The organism is Nocardioides sp. (assembly GCF_035697785.1).
Taxonomy (GTDB): domain Bacteria; phylum Actinomycetota; class Actinomycetes; order Propionibacteriales; family Nocardioidaceae; genus Nocardioides_B.
The window spans coordinates 19,637-38,171 of record NZ_DASSCL010000127.1; the positions used below are offsets into that span (position 1 = coordinate 19,637).

Genomic DNA, 18,535 nt, shown 5'->3' on the forward strand with positions numbered 1-18,535 from the left:
CCTCCACGATCCCGTCCCCGATCCCGTCCACGACCCCGGATCGCTACGGTGGCCGCGTGCCCGACCCGATCCCGACGCCGCGTGCCGCGGTCGTGATGCTGGCGGCGGGCGAGGGACGCCGGGTCGGCCACGACACCAACAAGGTGCTGCTGCCGCTGGCGGGACGGCCGGTGCTCACCTGGACGGTCGGCCGGGTGACGGCGCTCTCCGGCATCGGTCCGGTCGTGCTCGTGATCCGCGACGGCGACCAGGACGCCGTGCGGGAGGCCATGGCCTCACCCGCCGCAGGCACCGACGACGTCATCGTCGTCACCGGCGGGGCGTCGCGGCACGCCTCGGAGTGGCACGCTCTGTGCGCCCTGCGGCCGGCGATCGAGCGCGGGGAGATCGACGTCGTGGTGATCCACGACGCCGCCCGGCCGCTGGCGTCGGCGGAGGTCTTCCACGACGTCATCGAGTCCGCCATGCGCCACGGCGGCGCCCTCCCGGTCGTCGACCAACCGGCGCTGATCCGGATGCACCCCGGCGGAGGACCGGTCACCGAGCGGACCGTCGCGGTGCAGACCCCGCAGGCGTTCCGGGCCGAACCGCTGCTGAACGCCTACGTCGACGCCGACCGGGACGGCTTCGTCGGCACCGACACCGCCAGCTGCATCGAGCGCTACACCGACCTGCCGGTGCACTGTGTCGCCGGCGACGCCCGGAACATCAAGATCACGTTCCCCGAGGACCTGGCGCTGGCCGAACGGCTGCTCGCGACGTCCGGCTGAGCTCCGCGCGTTGAAGGCGCCTGCGGCTCAGGCGTGCGGCCGCCGGGCGCCGCCGACGGCGTCGAGGGACTCGAGGACCCGCAGCGCGGACTCGTCCGCGACCCGGCGCGCGATCGCCGGTGCCTCGACCAGCTCCACCCGCCCGAGACCGCGCAGCCAGGTGACCAGGAGCGCGAAGTCGTGCGCCGGCGGAGGCTCGTCGGCCGGCATTCGTCGAGGGAGTACGACGGGCGAGGCGACGATCGCGAGGGACTCCCGGTCGATCGTTCCCGCGATGCGATCGTCGACGACCGTCTTCACCGTGTCCGTGACCGGGCGGAACCCGGCGACCGCGGTGTCCTCGGAGGCGTTCGCCAGCAGGCGCATGACGAACTCGGCGGGGACGAGCGGACAGAGCGGGTCGGCGAGCACCAGCCGCTGCTGGGTTGGTGCACCGGTCCACCAGGTGGGGCCGTCCGCCAGCTCGACGTCGAGCCCGGCAAGCGCGACCGCCTGCCGGACGCGGCTGTCGAGGTCGTCGGTAGTCGTCACCACGACGCGCGGCACGCCGGCCGCGCGGAGTGCGCGCACCGGGTGCACGAACGCAGGCTCGCCGTGCAGGTCCGCGAGGGGCAGGTCTCCCCGGCCCTCGAGCGGGACGACCCCCACGGGGCTCAGCACTCGGCCCGGCCACGCTTCCAGTAGCCCATGAACGCGACGCCACCGCGGTCGACCCCGAGGTCGCGCACGAGGTAGCGGCGCAGCCCGGTGATGACCGAGGACTCGCCGGCGAGCCACGCGTACAGTCCCGACGCCGCCGCCTGCTCGGGCACGTCCCACAGCGGCTCGTCGTCGGCCGCCGCCTCCGGGGCGGGCGCCGACACGAGGGTCGGGCGGGCAACCAGTCCGATCCTGGCCACGGCACCGCGCACGCCCTCCGCCAGGCCGGACTCCCCGTCGCCGCGCACCAGCCACGTCACGCGGAACCCGGGCGGGACGGGTACGTCGGTGATGTCGCCGGCGACCGGCACCTCGAGCACCGCCTCGCCGTGCGCGTCCTCCGGAAGCGCGGCCAGGATCGACAGCAGTGCGGGTACGGCGGTCTCGTCGCCGGCCAGCAGCGTCGGCCCGACGTGGCCCACCGGCGGGCGGAACTCCAGGCCGCCGTGCCGTCCGGCGTACCGGCCGTTCGGCCCGAGCAGCATCGCCCGGTCACCGGGCTCGGCGCGCGCCGCGAACCGGGAGGCCGGACCGGTGTCGCCGTGCAGCACCATGTCGATGTCGACCTCGCGGGCCCCCGACGGCAGGGTGCGGACCTCGCGCACGGTGTAGGTGCGGATCGGTGGGCGGCGCTCGTCGGGCAGCCGCCGCCAGTCGGCGTACCAGGACGGGCCGCTGGGGAGATGGGCGAATCCGCCGTCCGCGGCCGGGAGCAGCAGCTTGACCCGCTGGTCGTAGCCGTTGTCGGCGAGCTCGCCCAGGTCGTCTCCCGATAAAGTGACGCGGACGAAGCTCGGACTGGTGCGTCGCACCTGTGCCACGCTCACGTCGAAGAAGCGCCACACCGGGACATCGACTGCGGTTGCGGTCATGACGGCAGGTTAGCCTTACCTAACTAACCGCCGCCAGTCCGGGCCGGAACAGCAAGATGCCCCCCGACCGTGGGTGGTCCGAGGGCATCTCAAGGGCAGCGGGTCAGGAAGCGAGCACCTCGTCGAGGAGGGCCTCGGCCTTGTCCTCGTTGGTGTGCTCGGCGAGCGCGAGCTCGGAGACGAGGATCTGGCGCGCCTTGGCCAGCATCCGCTTCTCACCGGCGGACAGGCCGCGGTCACGCTCCCGGCGCCAGAGGTCACGGACGACCTCGGCCACCTTCATGACATCGCCGGAGTGCAGCTTCTCGAGGTTCGCCTTGTAGCGACGCGACCAGTTGGTCGGCTCCTCGGTGTGTGCGGCGCGCAGGACGTCGAAGACTCGGTCCAGGCCCTCCTTGTCGACGACGTCACGGACGCCGACGAGGTCCAGGTTGCAAGCCGGGACTCGCACCACCAGATCCTGTTGGGCGACGATGCGCAATACGAGGTACTGCTTGTCCTCCCCCTTGATCTGTCGGGTTTCGATGTCCTCGATAACTGCTGCGCCGTGATTCGGGTAAACAACCGTTTCGCCCACGGTAAATGTCATGTGCCAAGTACCCCTTCCTAGGTGACTAGTCTAACACGTCGCCGGACCGGCACTTTTCGCGTTTGCGCAGGTCAGGGGCCACATTGGGTCTTGACAGATCGCGGATTCATGTGCAGGGCACAACCTTCGCTGTCCGTTACGCGAAGCGTGCCCGTTTCGTTGTGACACCGGGCGGAGCCGTAAACCCGCTGGTCGCGAGGCCGGCGTCCCACGGCCCGTGTCCACGCTGGTCAATACTGCGCAGCATGAGGTTCCGGAAGCAGCGCGGGCAGACCGTCTCCCTCGCGCTCGCCGCGCACCCGCTTCCGGCCGCCGCCATGACCGTGGCGCTGACCACCGCCGCGGCCCTGTCCGGGCGCAGCGCCCGCGAGTGCGTCCTGGTGGCCGTCACCGTGCTCAGCGGCCAGCTCACCGTCGGCTGGATCAACGACCTGGTCGACCGGCACCGGGACCGTCAGGTGGGCCGCCAGGACAAACCGGTCGCGATGGGCTGGGTGGACCCGGGCACGGTCGCGTTCGCGGCGGCCGTCGCCACCCTCCTCGTCGTACCGCTGTCCATCGCCAACGGCACCTACGCCGGCATCGCCCACCTCGGGGCGGTGGGCAGCGCCTGGCTCTACAACTTCTGGTTCAAGCGCACCTGGCTGTCGTGGCTGCCGTACGCCGTCAGCTTCGGCCTGCTCCCGGCCTTCCTGTCCTACGGCGGGCTCGGCGGCGGGATGCACGGCGCACCTCCGACGATCGAGATGACGGTCCTGGCGGCCCTGTTCGGTGTCGGCGTGCACTTCCTCAACGCCCTGCCCGACCTGGTCGAGGACAAGGAGACCGGGGTCCGGCACCTGCCGCTTCGGATCGCGTTGCGCATCGGCGCCCCGAGGCTGCTGTGGATCTCGGTCGGCTACACGGTGCTGGTGGGTGCCGGGCTGGTGGCCGCCGCGTTCACGGTGGGGCTGCGCCAGTAGCCGGTCGTCATCGTTGCCGGCAGCCGCACGTCGTGGCAGCGCCGTTCCCGACCGGCCGATAGACTCCGGCCCGCACCAGCCGTACCGGAGAGGACCGTTTCGTGAACGTTCGTCGCAGCACCGCCGCCGCAGCCGTCGCACTCGGGCTGCCGGCGTTGTCACTGGGCCTCTCCGGCTGCGGCTTCGACGCCCCCACCGACCAGGCCTACAACCCGGCGGCGGGGGTGAATGTCCAGGAGGGCGAGGTCGACGTGCTCAACGCGATCATCGTGTCCGGCGAGGACGGCACCGGCACCGTCGTGGTCACCCTGGCCAACAACAACCAGGACGCCGACGACGCGCTCGCGGGCGTGACCGGCGAGGGCGTCCAGGCCGAGGTCGGCGGCGACACGGTGATCCCCGCGCACGGGATCCTCGTCATCGACGACGGGCTGCTGAGCGTCACCGGGGAGTCGGTGGTCCCCGGCGCGTTCGTGCCGCTGACGTTCGAGTTCGACCGGGCGCGGTCGCTGAGCCTCGACGTACCCGTCGTCGCCTCCGACGAGCCGCCGTACGACGAGGTCCCCGTCTCCTGATCCGGACCCGTCCCGCGGCCGGCACTAGGCTGCCCGCATGACTGCTGAGCACACGCTGGTCCTGCTCCGCCACGGCGAGAGCGAGTGGAACGCCAAGAACCTCTTCACCGGCTGGGTGGACGTCCCCCTGTCGGAGAAGGGCCGCGACGAGGCGGTCCGCGGCGGCGAGCTGATCGCCTCCTCCGGCATGCTCCCCGACGTGCTGCACACCTCGGTGCTGCGTCGCGCGATCACCACGGCCCAGCTGGCGCTCGACGCCTGCGAGCGGCACTGGATCCCGGTGCGTCGGTCCTGGCGCCTCAACGAGCGGCACTACGGCGCGCTGCAGGGCAAGGACAAGAAGGCGACGCTCGCGGAGTTCGGGGAGGAGCAGTTCATGCTCTGGCGGCGCTCCTACAGCACGCCTCCGCCGCCGCTCGACGACGACTCGGAGTTCAGCCAGAGCGGCGACGAGCGGTACGCCGCGCTGCCCGACGAGCTCAAGCCGCGCACCGAGTGCCTGGCCGACGTCGTCGACCGGATGCTGCCGTACTGGTACGACGCCGTGGTGCCCGACCTGCGTGCCGGCGCCACCGTCTGCATCGCCGCCCACGGCAACTCCCTCCGCGCGCTGGTCAAGCACCTCGACGGTATGTCCGAGGACGCCGTGGTGAGCCTGAACATCCCCACCGGCATCCCGCTGGTGTACCGCCTGGACGCCGACATGCGGCCCGTACAGAAGGGTGGCGAGTACCTCGACCCGGACGCGGCCGCCGACGCGATTGCCGCGGTGGCGAGCCAGGGGCGGTGAGGGGCTTGGGGCCAATTGCCACGGTCCCGTGGTAGTTGCCCGGTTCCCCCAGGGAACTCCCCACGGGAACGGGTGGATTACCACGGTCCCGTGGTAATTGGCCCTCCGCTACTGGATCTCCAGCGTCGCGCGGCGGCGGCCCTCCACCTCGAGCAGCCGGAGCGCGAGCAGGCCGATCGCGCCGTAGAGGATCCCGAGGCCGAGCTCGCGGCCGATCAGGCCGGACACGGAGCCGAGCGTGGCGCCGGCCGCGACCTCCCGGGCCGCCTCGATCGCGTGGGTCAGCGGGAGCCACTGGGAGACCGAGGCCATCCACGCCGGCAGCGCGTCGATGGGGACGTTGGCACCGCTGAAGATCAGCAGCAGCCCGAACAGCACGTTGGACATCACCGCGGTCTCGCGGACCCGGAGCCCGAGCGCGGCGTTCGCCAGCCCCATGCCCGTGCACGAGACCGCGGCGATCAGGATGATCAGCGCCAGCGGCAGCCACGAGCCGGCCGGCAGCCGCACACCGAGCAGCAGCGCACCGACCACCAGCGAGAACATCGACACGATCGCGCCGTTGACCACGACGGGCAGCGAGCGGCCGAGGAAGAGCGCCACCCGGTTGGCCGGGGTGACCAGCACGATGCCGAGCGTCTGGGTGTAGCGCTCGCCGGCCACTGTGTTGGCCATCGCGAACAGGCACGGGATCGCGGAGTACTGCACGGCGTTGCCGATCAGGTAGAACTCGTCGGACTCCACTCCCGCGGCGCGCCCCATGAAGGCGAACAGGAGGATCTGCACGATCGGGGCGACCAGCATCGACGGCACGTAGATCCACGGGCTGAGCCAGTTGAACAGCGCCCGGAAGCTGATCAGGCCGCCGACGAAGAAGATCCGCAGGGAGGTCATGCGGGGTCCCCGCGGAAGCGCAAGCGGAGCGAGTGGTTTCGTGGGGTGCTCATCGCGGCGTCCTCAGGTGAGCGACAGCGTCGCGTGTCGACGGGCTGACCGCAGCACGGCCTCGGACACGAAGGCTCCGACCAGCCCGTAGGCGGCGCCGGTGAGCAGGCACATGAGTACGTCGGACCAGGGCGACTGCCCGGCCGCGGAGGCCCGGATCGCCGCCATCCCCCACGTCGGCGGCAACGCATAGGCGATCCACGTGACCCAGGTCGGGAAGAACGCCAGCGGCACGAGGAAGCCGCACAGCAGCCAGCCCGGGTACTCCAGCATGTTGCCCATCGCCCACGCGGTCCGGTAGCGCACCACGGCCACGGACAGCAGGAAGCCCAGCAGCGCCACCGAGAAGATCGACACCATGATCGAGACCGCGAACGCGAGTGGGCTGGCGACCGGCACCGTGATGCCGAACAGCAGCCAGGCCCAGAGCAGGGTGGAGCCGAGGCTGAACAGCCCGAGCGAGGCCATCGCGGTCGTGATCGGCACCAGGATCAGCGCGAACCTGGTGGGCGAGGCCACCAGCAGCTCGAGCGTGCCGAGCCAGCGCTCGCGCTGCAGCAGGCTGCTGGCCGTGGTCGTGACGACCGACCAGATGCCCATGACCGCCGCGCCGAGCCCGGCGTACACCAGCGCCCGTTCGTCGTCGGACTGTCCGTAGAGCAGGAACGCGACGGTCGCGAAGTACAGCGGCCAGATCACCTGGAACACGCCGTCGAACACCGAGACCGCGATCATCTTCAGGTGCAGCCAGTAGGAGATGGTCAGCAGCCGCAGGATCCTCACGCCGACACCAGCTCCACGTAGGCGTCCTCCAGGGTCGGCTCCCGGGAGCTCACCCGGCCGACGTTGACCCCACCGAGGTGGCCGAGCACCGACGAGGTCACCTCCGACCCCGGCTCGACCTGGACGATCAGCACCTGGGCCTGACCCCGGTCCTCGACAGCCGCGGTGCGGACACCCGCCACGGTGCGTACGGCGTCGACGGCGGCGTCGGAGACCCCGAACGTCTCCACCTCCACGACGTGGCCGGCGGTGACCCGCTGCTTGAGGTCGGCCGGCGTGCCCTCGGCCACGAGCAGGCCGTCGCGGATCACCGCGATCCGGTCGCACAGCTCGTCGGCCTCGAACATGTAGTGCGTGGTCAGCAGGATCGTCTTGCCCTGCTCGCGCAGCAGCGCGATCGTGGCGCGCAGCTCACGGGCCCCGACCGGGTCGATGCCGATCGTGGGCTCGTCGAGGAACAGCACCTCCGGGTCGTGCAGCAGCCCGCGCGCGATGTGCAGCCGCTGGCGCATGCCCCGGGAGAACCCCTCGACCCGCTCCTTCTCGCGGCCGGTCAGGCCGACCATCTCCAGCAGCGACCCGATGCGCTGCCGCTGCTCGCGCGGTGGTACGCCGTAGAGCTCGGCGAAGTAGCGCAGGTTGTCGAGCGCGCTGAGCCGCTCGTAGAGGCCGCGGTCGCCGCCGAACACGTAGCCGATGTGGCGGCGTACCTCCCTGGCGTCGCGCACCACGTCGTGGCCGAGCACCTGCGCGGAGCCGCCGGTGGGCAGCAGCAGCGTGATCAGCATCTTGATCGTCGTCGTCTTCCCGGCCCCGTTGGGCCCGAGCAGGCCGAACAGCTCGCCGCGCTCGATGCCGAAGGTGACGCCGCGGACGGCCTCGACCTCCTTCTTCTCCCGCCGGAACGTGCCGGTGCGGGTGCGGTAGCTGCGGCGCAGGTCGTGAGCCCGGACCACGTGCAGGTCGTCGCGCATGACGTGAACCTAGTCCGCCGTACCGACACCCGGCGAACACATTTCCGCCACGATGTCCCGGTCCGTCACCGAACACCGGTCGGCCCTCGACTCGACGGCCGACGGGCCGGAATGGCTAGGCCTGCGCGGACCGGAGGTCGTCGGCGAGCGCCCGCACCTCGTCGGCCAGCGGCGTGCCCTCGGTCTCCTGCTCCTGCACGAAGTCGATGCGTCCCTCGTAGTCGTCCTCGCGCCCGGTGTCGGCGAGCCACTCGTCGTACGCCGCGGCACCGCCGTCGGCCCGCACCACGGCCAGCGCGACCTGCTTGCGCGCGCCCACCCACGGATCGACGTCTCCCCACCCGAACGCGTCCATCAGCGCAGCGGCGTCGTCGACGACCTCGTCGCGGGGCCGGTCGGCACGCGCGGACACGTACGCAACGAGGGCGTCGGTCTTCGCCACCCGCGCCTCGTCGGCGGCCTCGTCGTCGCCGCTGTCGTCGGGGAACGCGCGGCCGAGGAGGTCGGCCCGTTCGTCCTCGGGCACGTCGGACACCACGCAGCCGAGCGCCGCGGGTTGGGAGAGGAACTCGCGCTCCTCCGCCTCCGACCAGTCCTCGGACCCGTCGAGGGAGAGACCGGCCTCCTCCACGCAGCCCGCGAACGCGGAGTCGTCCCCCTGGTCGGCGACCCCGCCTCCCCCGTCGCAGGAGGCGAGCAGGACGAGCGTCGCCGCCAGGATGGCCCCCGAGATGCCGCGTCGCACGTCTACTCCTCGTCCCTGCTCTCGTCGATGATGTCGACCAGGTTGTTGATCTCGTTGTAGAGGTCGGTTCCCTCGGTCTTCTGCTCCTGCAGGAAGTCCACCATGGCGTCCTTGTCGTCCTCGCGACCGTGCTCGGTGAGCCACTTCTCGAACTCGGGGGGCTGGCCGTAGATGCGGACGTAGAGCGCGAAGCCGAGCTGGTTGTGCAGCTCGTTGTCCCCCATCGCGTCCTCCCACGCCTGGATGTTGCCCTCCATCCGTTCGTACTCGGCGAGCAGCGCGTTGAAGACACCGAGCACCGGGCCGGTCGCGGGGTGCTTGACCCCCGCCGAGACGCCGCTCTCCAGCAGGCTCTTGAGCACGCCGCCGAGCTTGATCTCGTCGCCCAGCAGCTCCTCGGTGCGGAGCATGAACCCGATGAACTCGGCGATCTCGGCGTCGTCGACCCCGGTGGACACCTGGTACTCGATGATGTCCTCCATCAGGTCGTCGGCGTTGCCGCCGGCGAAGTCGATGGCGGTGTTGAGGGTGCGCGGGCTGGCACCGTCGTCGATCACGTCGCGGATGTACCAGGTGAGGAACTCCGGGTCGTTGACGACGTCGGCGACGTACTGCTTGTAGGCGTCGGCGTCGAGGGTGTTGCTCGGCGCCCAGACGTACTCCAGCAGCGTCTCCACCGCGTCGGTGGGGTACGTCGCACCCTCGACTCCCACCGCGGCGTTGCCCTGGTCGCGCAGCGAGCCCAGCGTCTCGCCGTACAGCTGCGCCAGCCGCTCCCACTCGCCGTCGCCGACCATGGGTGACCCGTTGCGGCTGAAGAGGAGCAGGTGGTCGAGGAGGTCCTTGCGGTCACCCTCGTCCATGTGCTGGAAGTAGGCGGCCAGGTCGTCGCCGGACGCCTTCGCGTCCCAGACCTCGAGCATGTCCTCGTTGTCGAGGTCGTAGGCGTAGTGGAACACCTCGGGGTACATCGTGCGGCCCATGCCGGCGCCGCCGTCGGAAATGTAGACCTGCGAGTAGTAGGCCATCGCGGCGGAGCTGACCTTGCCACCGGCGTAGTCCGACCCCGCGATCAGCGCGAGCTGGCGCTGGAAGTAGTCGTTGTCGTTCATCTGCTCCATGAACGACGCGAACTCCGCGCCGTCGAAGGCCTCCATCCCGTGCGCCACGGCGTCGTTGAAGCCCTTCAGGTGCGGCCAGAACTCCTCCATGTAGACCTCGTCGCCCTCGACGAGCTCCTCGACCTTGTTGTAGACCTCGTGCACCCCGTCGGCGCCCAGCTCGCGGACCAGGGCGCGTGTGTAGTACTCGTCGTCGGCGTGCTCACCGATCGCGTCGAGAGCCTCCTGGATCGCCTCCGGGTCGCCGTCCTCCATCGCTTCGTTGAGCGCCTCGATGTCGGGCCGGACCTCCTCGAGGGCGGCCGCCTCGAGCTCGGCCTCCCGCTCGGCGTCCTTGATCTGCCGGGTCAGGCTCATCCCGCCGAGGAGCTGGTCGAGGGGTACGTGCGGGTCCTCGCCCGCGCGCCAGCGCTCGAGCGTGTCGGCGTCGATCGGGACGGGCACGGCGTCGGCGAGGGTGCTGCCCAGCGCCCGGGTCTGCTGGGCCAGCCACTGCTTCATGTAGCCGAAGTCGATCTCGAGGTTGTGCTGGGTCTGCCGTCGCGCGTCGCCCGCGCTCGACGCCCCGCTGTTGCGCATCTCGGAGAGCTCGTGCTGGAGCGTGCGGTTGATGGTCATGCCGTCGTCGCGCCACTGCTGCTCGGTCTGCTCGACGCGCCGCTGGTTGGCGTCGAGGGCGTTCTGGTAGTCGGTCTCGGCCTGGTCCCACTTGCGGTTGAGCTCGGGCAGCCGGGCGAGCGAGTCGTCGTAGTCGCGGGCGAGGGACCGCAGCCCCTCGATGGCCGGCTGCAGCTTGTCGCCGTAGCGGTCCATGGCGGTGCCTAGACCGATCATCTCGTCCTTGATCGAGGTGGCCGCGTCGCCGGTCCAGGAGTCCCCGATCTCGCCTGGTGTGCCCTTGACGGTGCGGGCCTTGGTCTCGATGTGGGACTTGAGCGTGCCGAGCCGCGTGGCGACCTGACGCAGTCCGTCGGGGTCGACGTCGAGGGTGAAGTGCTTGGTCATCCCGGCGTCCTCAGAGGGTCGGCGTGTGGCCGTAGTCCTGGTCGAGGCGGTCGAGCTCCACCTCGAAGGTGTTGGTGTTGCCGGCGATCACCGCGGCGGCCGTGCGGCAGGCGTCGAACGTCTCCCGCCACGACATCTCGAACATGTCGTTGCCGTCGGCGACCGAGCCGCTGAACTCGCCGCACGCCGAGGCCACGCTCGAGGTGTGGGAGACGATGTCGGCGCCGGTGTTGTGGAACTCCGCGCTCAGGTCGTTGAACCGGTTCTTGATCTGCGCCGCCGCCTGCGCGGACATGGCTACGTCTCCCAAGGCGTGCTCCCCGTGGTGGTGTCGGTGGGTCCGTCCGGCCGTTTCGGTCACAAACTACCCAAAGGACCCGTCTCGTGGTCCAGCGGAACGCTCACGGGACGAGCCGCGACCCCAGGAAGGCGTCGATCCGGGCCAGGTCGCCGGCGCGGGTGAGCGCGTCGGTGGGGCCGCGCTTCCACAGCGCCCGGTAGAGCACGTCGGCCGGTGCGGAGACCCGGTCGGCGCCCGGGTGCCGGCGGTCGACGACGAGTGGCGGGCCGTCGGCCAGGATCGGCGCCGCCTCCGCGGCCGAGCCGCGCGGCTGGACCGGGACCTGCTGGTCGGGGTCGCTGCGGGCCACGCGCGGCGTGAGGGTCCAGGCGTTCCCGGTGTCCTCGCAGACCAGGCAGAGCGGGGCGGTCAGGGTCGCGGGGTGGCCGCGCATGTGCATCCGGTGCAGGAACACGGTGAGCACCTCGTCGACGCCGTCGGCGGCGACCTGGGGGGCCACCTGCGTCGTACCGCGTGCGACGGAGTCGAGGTCGACGGTGTGGATCGTGGTCTCGTGGAGCTGGCGGCGGCCCCAGAACCCGGCGACCCCTGCGCCGAACGCGAAGTTCCAGCACGGCCGCTCCGGGTCGGTGCCGCGCAGCACCCGGTAGAGGTCCTCGGCCTTGCCGGCGTACCAGTCGCGGACGACCCGGGGCCGGCGCGAGCGGGGGGCGTCGGCCTGGGTGGGCGCCTCCAGACCGGTCTCGACGATGGTCGCGGCCCAGGCGTGCACGTTGCCGAGGTGGGTGACCAGGTCGTACGACGTCCAGCCCGGGCAGCCGGGCACCGGCGCGCCGAGGTCCACCACGGACACCAGGTCCGCGAACAGCTCGGCGGCGCGGGCGAAGCGGCCCACGTGGTCGAGGCCGGTGGCGGTGCCGGGCGACGTCACGGCTTCATCATGGCAGGGCTGCCAGGCACCGGGGAGTGCCCTGGAGGGCCCGCCCGCCGGGGTGCTGCCCGCCGGTCAGTGGCTCAGAGTTCGGCGGGCGCGGTCTCGCCGGTGACCAGGTAGACCACCCGGCGGGCGAGGGACACGGCGTGGTCGGCGATCCGCTCGTAGTAACGGCCGAGCAGGGCGATGTCTACGGCGGGCTCGACGCCGTACGGCCAGTCGTCGGCGAGCATCCGCCGGAAGGACGACCGGCGGAGCTGGTCCATCTCGTCGTCGCTCTCCTCGAGCGCGAGCGCGGCGGCGACGTCACGTCCGGCGATGACCGAGGCGGCCTGGCCGACCATCCGCTCGGCGACGGCGGCCATCCGTTCGATGGTGGGCACCAGCTCGTCAGGGATCGCGACGTCGGGGACCCGCAGCCGGGCCACCTTGGCGACGTGGACCGAGAGGTCCCCCATCCGCTCCAGGTCGGCGACCATGCGCAGCGCCGCGACGAGCATCCGCAGGTCGGTGGCGACCGGCTGCTGCAGCGCCAGCAGCTCGAAGCAGCGCGCCTCGATCCTCTCGCGCGCGGCGTCGACGTCGGCGTCGTCGGAGACGACCCGCTCGGCGACCTCGGCGCTCGCGGTGAGCAGCGCCCGGGTGGATCGGGAGACCGCGGTCTGCACCTCGTGGGTCATCGCCACGAGGTCGTCCACGATCGAGTCGAGCTGGTCGAAGTAGGCGTCACGCATGACCTGGACGGTAGGTGGCCCGTCTGACGCGGAGGTGACGGGAGCGCGACGAGTCGTGAACGCCAGGTGAACAGTTGACGAAAGCGCAGGTCAGAGGCGGTCGCGAAGGCGAACACCCGGCGATCGGGTGCGTACGATCGTGACCGTGGACACCACCACGCAGGGGCTTCTCTTCGCGTTGCTCGGGGCCGTGCTCGGCGCCGGCGTGGTGCTGGCGTTCCGCATCTCCGACCGGCAGATGCACGCGGTCCCGCCGCAGCCGGAGCCGACCGTGCCTCCCGGCGTGGCCACGGTCCTCGGCGTCCTCCGGTCGAGCGCGCTGGTCGTCGACGAGCGCGACCGGGTGGTCAAGGCCTCCGCCCCGGCGTACGTCATGGGGCTGGTCAGCGGTGACGCGCTGACCGTCCCGGACCTGGTCGACGTGGTCCGGCAGGTACGCCGGGACGGGCAGATCCGCGACACCGAGCTGGTGATGCGCCGCGGACACGAAGGACCGCCCGTGCACGTGACCGCGCGCGTTGCTCCCCTGTCCAGCCGCCTCGTGCTGGCCCTGGTCGAAGACCGCACCCGCGAGCGTCGGGTGGAGGCGATCCGACGCGACTTCGTGGCCAATGTCTCCCACGAGCTGAAGACCCCCGTCGGGGCGCTCAACCTGCTGGCCGAGGCGGTCGAGGAGGCGGCCGACGACCCGGAGGCGGTGACCCGGTTCGCCGGCCGGATGCAGACGGAGAGCGCACGGCTGACTCGGCTGGTCCAGCAGATCATCGAGCTGTCCCGCCTCCAAGGCGACGACCCGCTCCTCGACCCCCGGCCGGTCGACGTCGACACCCTGGTGGCGCGCGCCATCGACCAGAGCGCGATCGACGCGCAGTCCCGGGGAATCGAGGTGGTGCAGGACGGCGCGCGCGGGGTCAAGCTGCTCGGCCACGCCGACGAGGTGGCCCTGGCCCTGGGCAACCTGGTCTCCAACGCGGTCGCCTACTCGCCGGACAGCAGCCGGGTCGTCGTGACGGCCAAGCCCGGCGAGACGACCGTGGAGCTCAGCGTCACCGACCAGGGCATCGGCATCCCCGCCGAGGAGATCGACCGGATCTTCGAGCGCTTCTACCGGGTCGACCCGGCCCGGCACCGGTCCACCGGTGGCACCGGTCTCGGGCTCTCGATCGTCAAGCACGTCGCCGCCTCCCACGGCGGCGATGTGCGGGTCTGGTCGGTCGAGGGGCAGGGCTCGACCTTCACCCTCGAGCTGCCGCGCCGTACGACGCTGGCTCCCGAGGAGCGAACCGTTCGCCAGGCCCAGGAGGGTCCGGAGTGAGCGCCTCGACGGGCTCCGCTCGCCCGGCCGCGTCCGACACCACCCCCGATCCCCGCAAGGAGACGAGTCCGTGACCCGAGTGCTGGTCGTCGAGGACGAGGAGTCCTACAGCGACGCGTTGGCCTACATGCTCCGCAAGGAGGGCTTCGAGGTCTCGCTCGCGGCCACCGGCCCGGACGCCCTGACGGAGTTCGAGAAGACCGGCGCCGACATCGTGCTGCTCGACCTGATGCTGCCGGGGCTCCCCGGCACCGAGGTGTGCCGGCGGATCCGGCAGGTGTCGAGCGTGCCGGTGATCATGGTCAGCGCAAAGGACTCCGAGGTGGACAAGGTCGTGGGGCTCGAGCTCGGTGCCGACGACTACGTCACCAAGCCGTACGCACCGCGCGAGCTGGTGGCCCGGATCCGGGCGGTGCTGCGGCGAGGTCATGACGTCGAGACGGCGTCGACGTCGTTGGAGAGCGGGCCGGTGCGGATGGACGTCGAGCGGCACGTGGTGACGGTGAACGGGGACGACACCAAGCTGCCGCTGAAGGAGTTCGAACTCCTGGAGATGTTCCTGCGCAACCCCGGCCGGGTGCTCACCCGCGGGCAGCTGATCGACCGCGTGTGGGGGTCGGACTACGTCGGCGACACCAAGACCCTCGACGTGCACGTGAAGCGGCTGCGGGCCAAGATCGAGCCCGACCCGGCGGCGCCGAGGTACCTGGTCACCGTGCGCGGGCTGGGCTACAAGCTGGACACCTGACGGCGGTCCAACTCGGTCGATAGATGTCGGTGGCCGCGCATAGGCTCACCGGGTGAGCGATCGTCCTGCCGTCCTGCCGCTGCTCGCCGTCGGCACCACGCTGGTGTTCTGGGCGTCCGCGTTCGTCGCGATCCGGCACCTCGGCGACCACATCGGCCCCGGCGCGCTGTCCCTGGGCCGGCTGGTGGTCGGGTCGCTCGCCCTGGGCGTGGTGCTGCTCGCGCGGCGGGCCTGGCGCACGCCGCGGCGAGCCGACTGGCTGCCGCTGGTCGCGATCGGGCTGCTGTGGTTCGGCGTCTACAACGTCGCCCTCAACGAGGGCGAGCGTCGGGTCGACGCGGGCACGGCGGCCATGCTGATCCAGGTCGCGCCGGTGCTGATCGCGGTGCTCGCGGTCTGGTTCCTGCACGAGCGTTCGACGCTGGCGCTGTGGGTCGGGCTGGTGGTCGCGTTCGCCGGTGTCGCGGTGATCAGCTTCGCCAGCCGACCCGGCAGCCCCGGCGGCGACCGCGACGTGGTCGGCGTGCTGCTGTGTCTGCTGGCCGCCGCGGTCTACTCCGTCAGCGTGATCCTGCAGAAGCCGCTGATGACCCGGCTCACCGCGCTGCAGGTCACCTGGGTCGCGTGCACCGTCGGCGCGGTGGCCTGCCTGCCGTTCGCGCCCGCGCTGGTCGACGACCTGGGCTCCGCGTCCGCCGCGGACATCGGCTGGGTGGTCTACCTCGGGGTGTTCCCCACCGCGATCGCGTTCACGACCTACGCCTACGCGCTCACCCACATGAGCGCGAGCAGCCTCGGCGTCACGACGTACCTCGTCCCGCCGATCACCGTGCTGATGGCCTGGCTGCTGCTCGACGAGACGCCGCCCGCGCTGGCGTACGTCGGCGGCGTGCTCTGCCTGGTCGGTGTCGCGCTGGCCCGTCGCCGCCCGCGCCCCCCGCATGTAAAGCGGAGTCATGGGGACCTCACGACGCGCCGGCATCCCGCGGAGCGGCCATAACTCCGCTTTACATGGGGCTGGGGTCAGTCCGCGGGGCGGTCGAGCCAGCCGCGGAACGCGTCGAGGTTCTTCGTCGACTCCCCGCGCGAGAGTCGCCAGGCGTACTCCTTGCGGATCGAGCCGGCGAAGCCGAGCTCGAGGATGGTGTTGAACGACTCGTCGGCGTAGGACAGCACCGCGCCGAGCAGCCGGTCGACCTCCTCGGGCGTGACCGTCGACAGCGGCAGCCGCCCGTCGAGGTAGATGTCACCCGTGTGGTCGACGGCGAAGGCGACGCCGAACATCTTCAGGTTGCGCTCGAGCAGCCACCGGTAGACGCGCTCGTGGTTCTCGTCGGGATGGCGCGCCACGAAGGCGTGCACGCCGAGGGCGTGCTGCCCGACGTCGAGCCGCACCGGGGTCTGCAGCTTCTTCTCGCCGGGGAGCACGACGGTGAACACGCCGCTACCCGGCTCCGGGATCTCCTGCCACTCCAGGTCGTGGTCCGCGAGCGTCGCGCGGACCACCTCGGCGGCGCGCTGCTGCTCCGGGACCGCCTCGCTCACCGGCGCAGCTCCGCGAGGTCGTCGCGCATCGCCCGCACCGCCTGCCGGTAGACCTCCACGGTCCGGTCGGCCGTGCGCTCCCAGGCGAACTCCCCGGCCTGCCGCACCGCCCCGCGGGACAGCTGCTCGCGGAAGGTCGGCTGGCCGACGACCCGCTGCATGACTGTCGCGTAGTCGGCCGGGTCGTGGCTGTCCACGAGCAGGCCGGAGACGCCGTCGCGGACCACGGTCGTCAGGCCGCCCACGGCGGCGGCCACGACCGGCGTACCGGTGGCCTGGGCCTCGACCGCGACCAGCCCGAAGGACTCGTTGTACGACGGGACGCAGACCAGCGTCGCCGCGGCGTACCAGTCGACCAGCGTCGACTGCGCGACCGGAGGCACGAACCGGACCACGTCGTCGAGGCCGAGGCTGCTCGCGAGCTGGGCCAGCGACTCGGGGTGGTCGAGGCCGCTGCCGCTGGGCCCGCCGACGATCGGGACGACGAGCCGGCGACGTAGCGAGGGGTCCCGCTCGATCATCAGCGCGACCGCGCGGAGCAGCACGTCCGGCGCCTTCAGCGGCTGGATCCGGCCGGCGAAAAGCAGCACCACCGCGTCCTCGGGGACGCCGACGCGCTTTCGGGCCCCGGAGACCGGCCGGAAGACGGACAGGTCGACGCCCGGGTGCACGACCTCGACCCGCGTCGGGTCGGCGTCGTAGAGGTTGACCAGCTGCTTGGCCTCGATGTCGGTGTTCGCGATCAGCATGTCGGCGGCCTCGACGACCTGCTCCTCGCCGATCACGCGGCCCTCGGGCTCGGGGGTGTCGCCGTCGGCGAGCGACTCGTTCTTGACCTTCGCCATGGTGTGCATCGAGTGCGCCAGCGGCACCCCCCAGCGGTCCCGGACCAGCGCGCCGACCTGGCCGGAGAGCCAGTAGTGGGAGTGGATGACGTCGTAGTAGCCCTGGGCGTGCTGGGCCTCGGCCCGGAGCACCTCGCGTGCGAACACGCACAGCTGGCCGGGCAGCTCGCCCTTGGTGAGCCCCTCGAACGGGCCGGCGTGCACGTGGTGGACGGTGACGCCGTCGTACGCCTGGACGCTCGGCGGCAGCGAGGAGGAGGTCGCGCGCGTGTAGATCTCGACGGCCGTGCCCCGCGCAGCCAGGCGCTTGGCGAGCTCGACGACATAGACGTTCATGCCGCCGGCGTCGCCGGTGCCGGGCTGGTCGAGCGGGGAGGTGTGCAGGCTGATCATCGCGACCCGCCCGTGCTCCCGGCGCGCACCACCGATCACGTGGCCTTCACCATCCACCCACTCCTGACATTCCGGGTCACGTCCACGGGTGTGAACCCACGGGCGTGGACAGCTATTCCCGCGGCTCCCGCATCCGGTCACGGCGGCGGGAGCCAATTGGAGTTCTACCCTCGATCCGTGGGTCGCATACGCGTGGGCATCTCGGGCTGGACCTATCCCGCCTGGCGCGGTGACTTCTACCCCAAGGGGCTCCGGCAGCGCGACGAGCTGGCGTACGCCGCCGAGCGGCTCACCAGCATCGAGATCAACGGCTCGTTCTACTCCCTCCAGCGCCCGTCGTCGTACCGCACCTGGCACGAGCAGACTCCCGACGACTTCGTGTTCGCGGTGAAGGGCGGCCGGTTCATCACCCATCTCAAGAAGCTGGCCGGCGTCGAGACCGCGCTGGCCAACTTCTTCGCGTCCGGCGTGCTGGCGCTGGGTGCGAAGACCGGGCCGTTCCTGTGGCAGCTGCCGCCGATGCTGGGGTACGACGAGGCGCGGCTGGCGGCGTTCTTCGACCTGCTGCCGCGCACGGCCGGAGCGGCCGCCGAGATCGCGCAGGGACACGACGACAAGGTGCCCGACGACCGGGCGCTGACCAGCACCACCGACCCGGACCGCCCGCTGCGGCACGCGCTCGAGGTGCGCCACGCGTCGTTCACCCGGGAGCAGACGGCCGCGCTGCTCGAGAAGCACGACATCGCGACCGTGGTGGCCGACACCGCCGGCAAGTGGCCGCTGCTGGACTCGGTCACCTCCGACCACGTCTACGTGCGGCTGCACGGGGACGTCGAGCTGTATGCCAGCGGCTACACCTCCGAGGCGCTGGACAGGTGGGCCGAGCGCTG

Annotated in this window: 21 protein-coding genes; 8 read left to right on the forward strand and 13 right to left on the reverse strand. The window is 71.4% G+C overall.

Translation table 11 applies throughout. From position 1 onward, the window contains the following. The first annotated feature begins 56 nt into the window (after nucleotides 1–56). Nucleotides 57–770, forward strand: coding sequence for an IspD/TarI family cytidylyltransferase (locus VFH10_RS13700; protein ID WP_325129478.1), 714 nt, complete (start codon nucleotides 57–59; stop codon nucleotides 768–770). A gap of 27 nt (nucleotides 771–797) precedes the next feature. On the opposite strand, the gene VFH10_RS13705 is transcribed toward VFH10_RS13700, so the two are convergent. From VFH10_RS13705 to VFH10_RS13715, 3 genes are all read right to left on the reverse strand, one after another. Beyond that, nucleotides 798–1,430: a 2-C-methyl-D-erythritol 4-phosphate cytidylyltransferase gene (locus tag VFH10_RS13705; protein ID WP_325129480.1), complete on the reverse strand. Its 633-nt coding sequence runs from the start codon at nucleotides 1,428–1,430 to the stop codon at nucleotides 798–800. After that, complete coding sequence (locus tag VFH10_RS13710) at nucleotides 1,424–2,341, reverse strand: siderophore-interacting protein (RefSeq protein ID WP_325129482.1); 918 nt, start codon at nucleotides 2,339–2,341, stop codon at nucleotides 1,424–1,426. Before VFH10_RS13710 ends, VFH10_RS13705 begins: the two co-directional genes overlap by 7 nt. A gap of 103 nt (nucleotides 2,342–2,444) precedes the next feature. Then, entirely contained in the window at nucleotides 2,445–2,930 is a 486-nt protein-coding gene (locus VFH10_RS13715; RefSeq protein ID WP_129986321.1) for a CarD family transcriptional regulator, read from the reverse strand. A 245-nt stretch (nucleotides 2,931–3,175) separates the two neighbouring features. On the opposite strand from VFH10_RS13715, the gene VFH10_RS13720 reads away from it, so the two are divergent. The 3 genes from VFH10_RS13720 to VFH10_RS13730 all read left to right on the forward strand — a co-directional run bounded on the left by VFH10_RS13720 (nucleotide 3,176) and on the right by VFH10_RS13730 (nucleotide 5,257). Then, nucleotides 3,176–3,892 carry a UbiA family prenyltransferase gene (locus VFH10_RS13720; protein WP_325129487.1) on the forward strand — a complete coding sequence of 239 codons (717 nt, stop codon included), beginning with the start codon at nucleotides 3,176–3,178 and terminating at the stop codon, nucleotides 3,890–3,892. A gap of 101 nt (nucleotides 3,893–3,993) precedes the next feature. Beyond that, nucleotides 3,994–4,467 carry a hypothetical protein gene (locus VFH10_RS13725; RefSeq protein ID WP_325129488.1) on the forward strand — a complete coding sequence of 158 codons (474 nt, stop codon included), beginning with the start codon at nucleotides 3,994–3,996 and terminating at the stop codon, nucleotides 4,465–4,467. A 37-nt stretch (nucleotides 4,468–4,504) separates the two neighbouring features. After that, nucleotides 4,505–5,257: a phosphoglyceromutase gene (locus VFH10_RS13730; protein WP_325129491.1), complete on the forward strand. Its 753-nt coding sequence runs from the start codon at nucleotides 4,505–4,507 to the stop codon at nucleotides 5,255–5,257. Between the two features lie 108 nt (nucleotides 5,258–5,365). On the opposite strand, the gene VFH10_RS13735 is transcribed toward VFH10_RS13730, so the two are convergent. The 8 genes from VFH10_RS13735 to phoU form a co-directional block, all read right to left on the reverse strand. Further along, nucleotides 5,366–6,151: an ABC transporter permease gene (locus VFH10_RS13735; protein ID WP_325129493.1), complete on the reverse strand. Its 786-nt coding sequence runs from the start codon at nucleotides 6,149–6,151 to the stop codon at nucleotides 5,366–5,368. A gap of 63 nt (nucleotides 6,152–6,214) precedes the next feature. Further along, nucleotides 6,215–6,985, reverse strand: a complete 771-nt coding sequence (locus VFH10_RS13740) for an ABC transporter permease (protein ID WP_325129495.1) — start codon at nucleotides 6,983–6,985, stop codon at nucleotides 6,215–6,217. After that, nucleotides 6,982–7,959 (reverse strand): ABC transporter ATP-binding protein, encoded by a 978-nt coding sequence (locus VFH10_RS13745; protein ID WP_325129497.1) that lies wholly within the window; start codon nucleotides 7,957–7,959, stop codon nucleotides 6,982–6,984. Before VFH10_RS13745 ends, VFH10_RS13740 begins: the two co-directional genes overlap by 4 nt. A 115-nt stretch (nucleotides 7,960–8,074) precedes the next feature. Then, on the reverse strand, nucleotides 8,075–8,704 hold the full coding sequence (locus VFH10_RS13750; RefSeq protein WP_325129499.1) for a hypothetical protein: 630 nt from the start codon (nucleotides 8,702–8,704) through the stop codon (nucleotides 8,075–8,077). 2 nt (nucleotides 8,705–8,706) lie between these two features. Continuing rightward, nucleotides 8,707–10,830, reverse strand: a complete 2,124-nt coding sequence (locus VFH10_RS13755) for a WXG100 family type VII secretion target (protein ID WP_325129501.1) — start codon at nucleotides 10,828–10,830, stop codon at nucleotides 8,707–8,709. Between the two features lie 10 nt (nucleotides 10,831–10,840). Beyond that, complete coding sequence (locus tag VFH10_RS13760; RefSeq protein WP_325129503.1) at nucleotides 10,841–11,125, reverse strand: hypothetical protein; 285 nt, start codon at nucleotides 11,123–11,125, stop codon at nucleotides 10,841–10,843. A 106-nt stretch (nucleotides 11,126–11,231) separates the two neighbouring features. Further along, the gene (locus VFH10_RS13765; protein WP_325129504.1) at nucleotides 11,232–12,062 is read right to left on the reverse strand and encodes a maleylpyruvate isomerase N-terminal domain-containing protein; all 831 of its coding nucleotides are present in this window, start codon (nucleotides 12,060–12,062) and stop codon (nucleotides 11,232–11,234) included. An 83-nt stretch (nucleotides 12,063–12,145) separates the two neighbouring features. Then, nucleotides 12,146–12,799 carry a phosphate signaling complex protein PhoU gene (gene phoU / locus VFH10_RS13770; RefSeq protein ID WP_325129506.1) on the reverse strand — a complete coding sequence of 218 codons (654 nt, stop codon included), beginning with the start codon at nucleotides 12,797–12,799 and terminating at the stop codon, nucleotides 12,146–12,148. 145 nt (nucleotides 12,800–12,944) lie between these two features. On the opposite strand from phoU, the gene VFH10_RS13775 reads away from it, so the two are divergent. The 3 genes from VFH10_RS13775 to VFH10_RS13785 all read left to right on the forward strand — a co-directional run bounded on the left by VFH10_RS13775 (nucleotide 12,945) and on the right by VFH10_RS13785 (nucleotide 15,862). Next, a complete protein-coding gene (locus tag VFH10_RS13775; RefSeq protein ID WP_325129508.1) occupies nucleotides 12,945–14,114 on the forward strand; it encodes a sensor histidine kinase in 1,170 nt (389 codons plus the stop codon). A 70-nt stretch (nucleotides 14,115–14,184) separates the two neighbouring features. After that, entirely contained in the window at nucleotides 14,185–14,862 is a 678-nt protein-coding gene (locus VFH10_RS13780) for a response regulator transcription factor (protein WP_325129510.1), read from the forward strand. A 52-nt stretch (nucleotides 14,863–14,914) separates the two neighbouring features. Then, nucleotides 14,915–15,862: a DMT family transporter gene (locus VFH10_RS13785; RefSeq protein WP_325129512.1), complete on the forward strand. Its 948-nt coding sequence runs from the start codon at nucleotides 14,915–14,917 to the stop codon at nucleotides 15,860–15,862. A gap of 23 nt (nucleotides 15,863–15,885) precedes the next feature. Here the strand turns inward: VFH10_RS13785 and VFH10_RS13790 are convergent, their stop codons facing one another. Both VFH10_RS13790 and mshA read right to left on the reverse strand, forming a co-directional pair. After that, nucleotides 15,886–16,407 carry a YbjN domain-containing protein gene (locus VFH10_RS13790; RefSeq protein ID WP_325129514.1) on the reverse strand — a complete coding sequence of 174 codons (522 nt, stop codon included), beginning with the start codon at nucleotides 16,405–16,407 and terminating at the stop codon, nucleotides 15,886–15,888. Continuing rightward, nucleotides 16,404–17,702, reverse strand: a complete 1,299-nt coding sequence (gene mshA, locus VFH10_RS13795) for a D-inositol-3-phosphate glycosyltransferase (protein WP_414689872.1) — start codon at nucleotides 17,700–17,702, stop codon at nucleotides 16,404–16,406. Before mshA ends, VFH10_RS13790 begins: the two co-directional genes overlap by 4 nt. A 120-nt stretch (nucleotides 17,703–17,822) precedes the next feature. Between mshA and VFH10_RS13800 the strand changes: the two genes are divergently transcribed. Continuing rightward, nucleotides 17,823–18,535: DUF72 domain-containing protein (locus tag VFH10_RS13800; RefSeq protein WP_325129516.1), on the forward strand; the 713-nt coding region annotated here is incomplete at its 3' end.

What these genes read in the sequence shown, in the direction of transcription:
- VFH10_RS13710 (WP_325129482.1), bottom strand. Translation starts at nt 2,341, where the DNA reads ATGACCGCAACCGCAGTCGATGTCCCGGTGTGGCGCTTCTTCGACGTG.
- VFH10_RS13730 (WP_325129491.1), top strand. Translation starts at nt 4,505, where the DNA reads ATGACTGCTGAGCACACGCTGGTCCTGCTCCGCCACGGCGAGAGCGAG.
- VFH10_RS13720 (WP_325129487.1), top strand. Translation starts at nt 3,176, where the DNA reads ATGAGGTTCCGGAAGCAGCGCGGGCAGACCGTCTCCCTCGCGCTCGCC.
- VFH10_RS13755 (WP_325129501.1), bottom strand. Translation starts at nt 10,830, where the DNA reads ATGACCAAGCACTTCACCCTCGACGTCGACCCCGACGGACTGCGTCAG.
- VFH10_RS13735 (WP_325129493.1), bottom strand. Translation starts at nt 6,151, where the DNA reads ATGACCTCCCTGCGGATCTTCTTCGTCGGCGGCCTGATCAGCTTCCGG.
- VFH10_RS13760 (WP_325129503.1), bottom strand. Translation starts at nt 11,125, where the DNA reads ATGTCCGCGCAGGCGGCGGCGCAGATCAAGAACCGGTTCAACGACCTG.
- VFH10_RS13745 (WP_325129497.1), bottom strand. Translation starts at nt 7,959, where the DNA reads ATGCGCGACGACCTGCACGTGGTCCGGGCTCACGACCTGCGCCGCAGC.
- VFH10_RS13715 (WP_129986321.1), bottom strand. Translation starts at nt 2,930, where the DNA reads ATGACATTTACCGTGGGCGAAACGGTTGTTTACCCGAATCACGGCGCA.
- phoU (WP_325129506.1), bottom strand. Translation starts at nt 12,799, where the DNA reads ATGCGTGACGCCTACTTCGACCAGCTCGACTCGATCGTGGACGACCTC.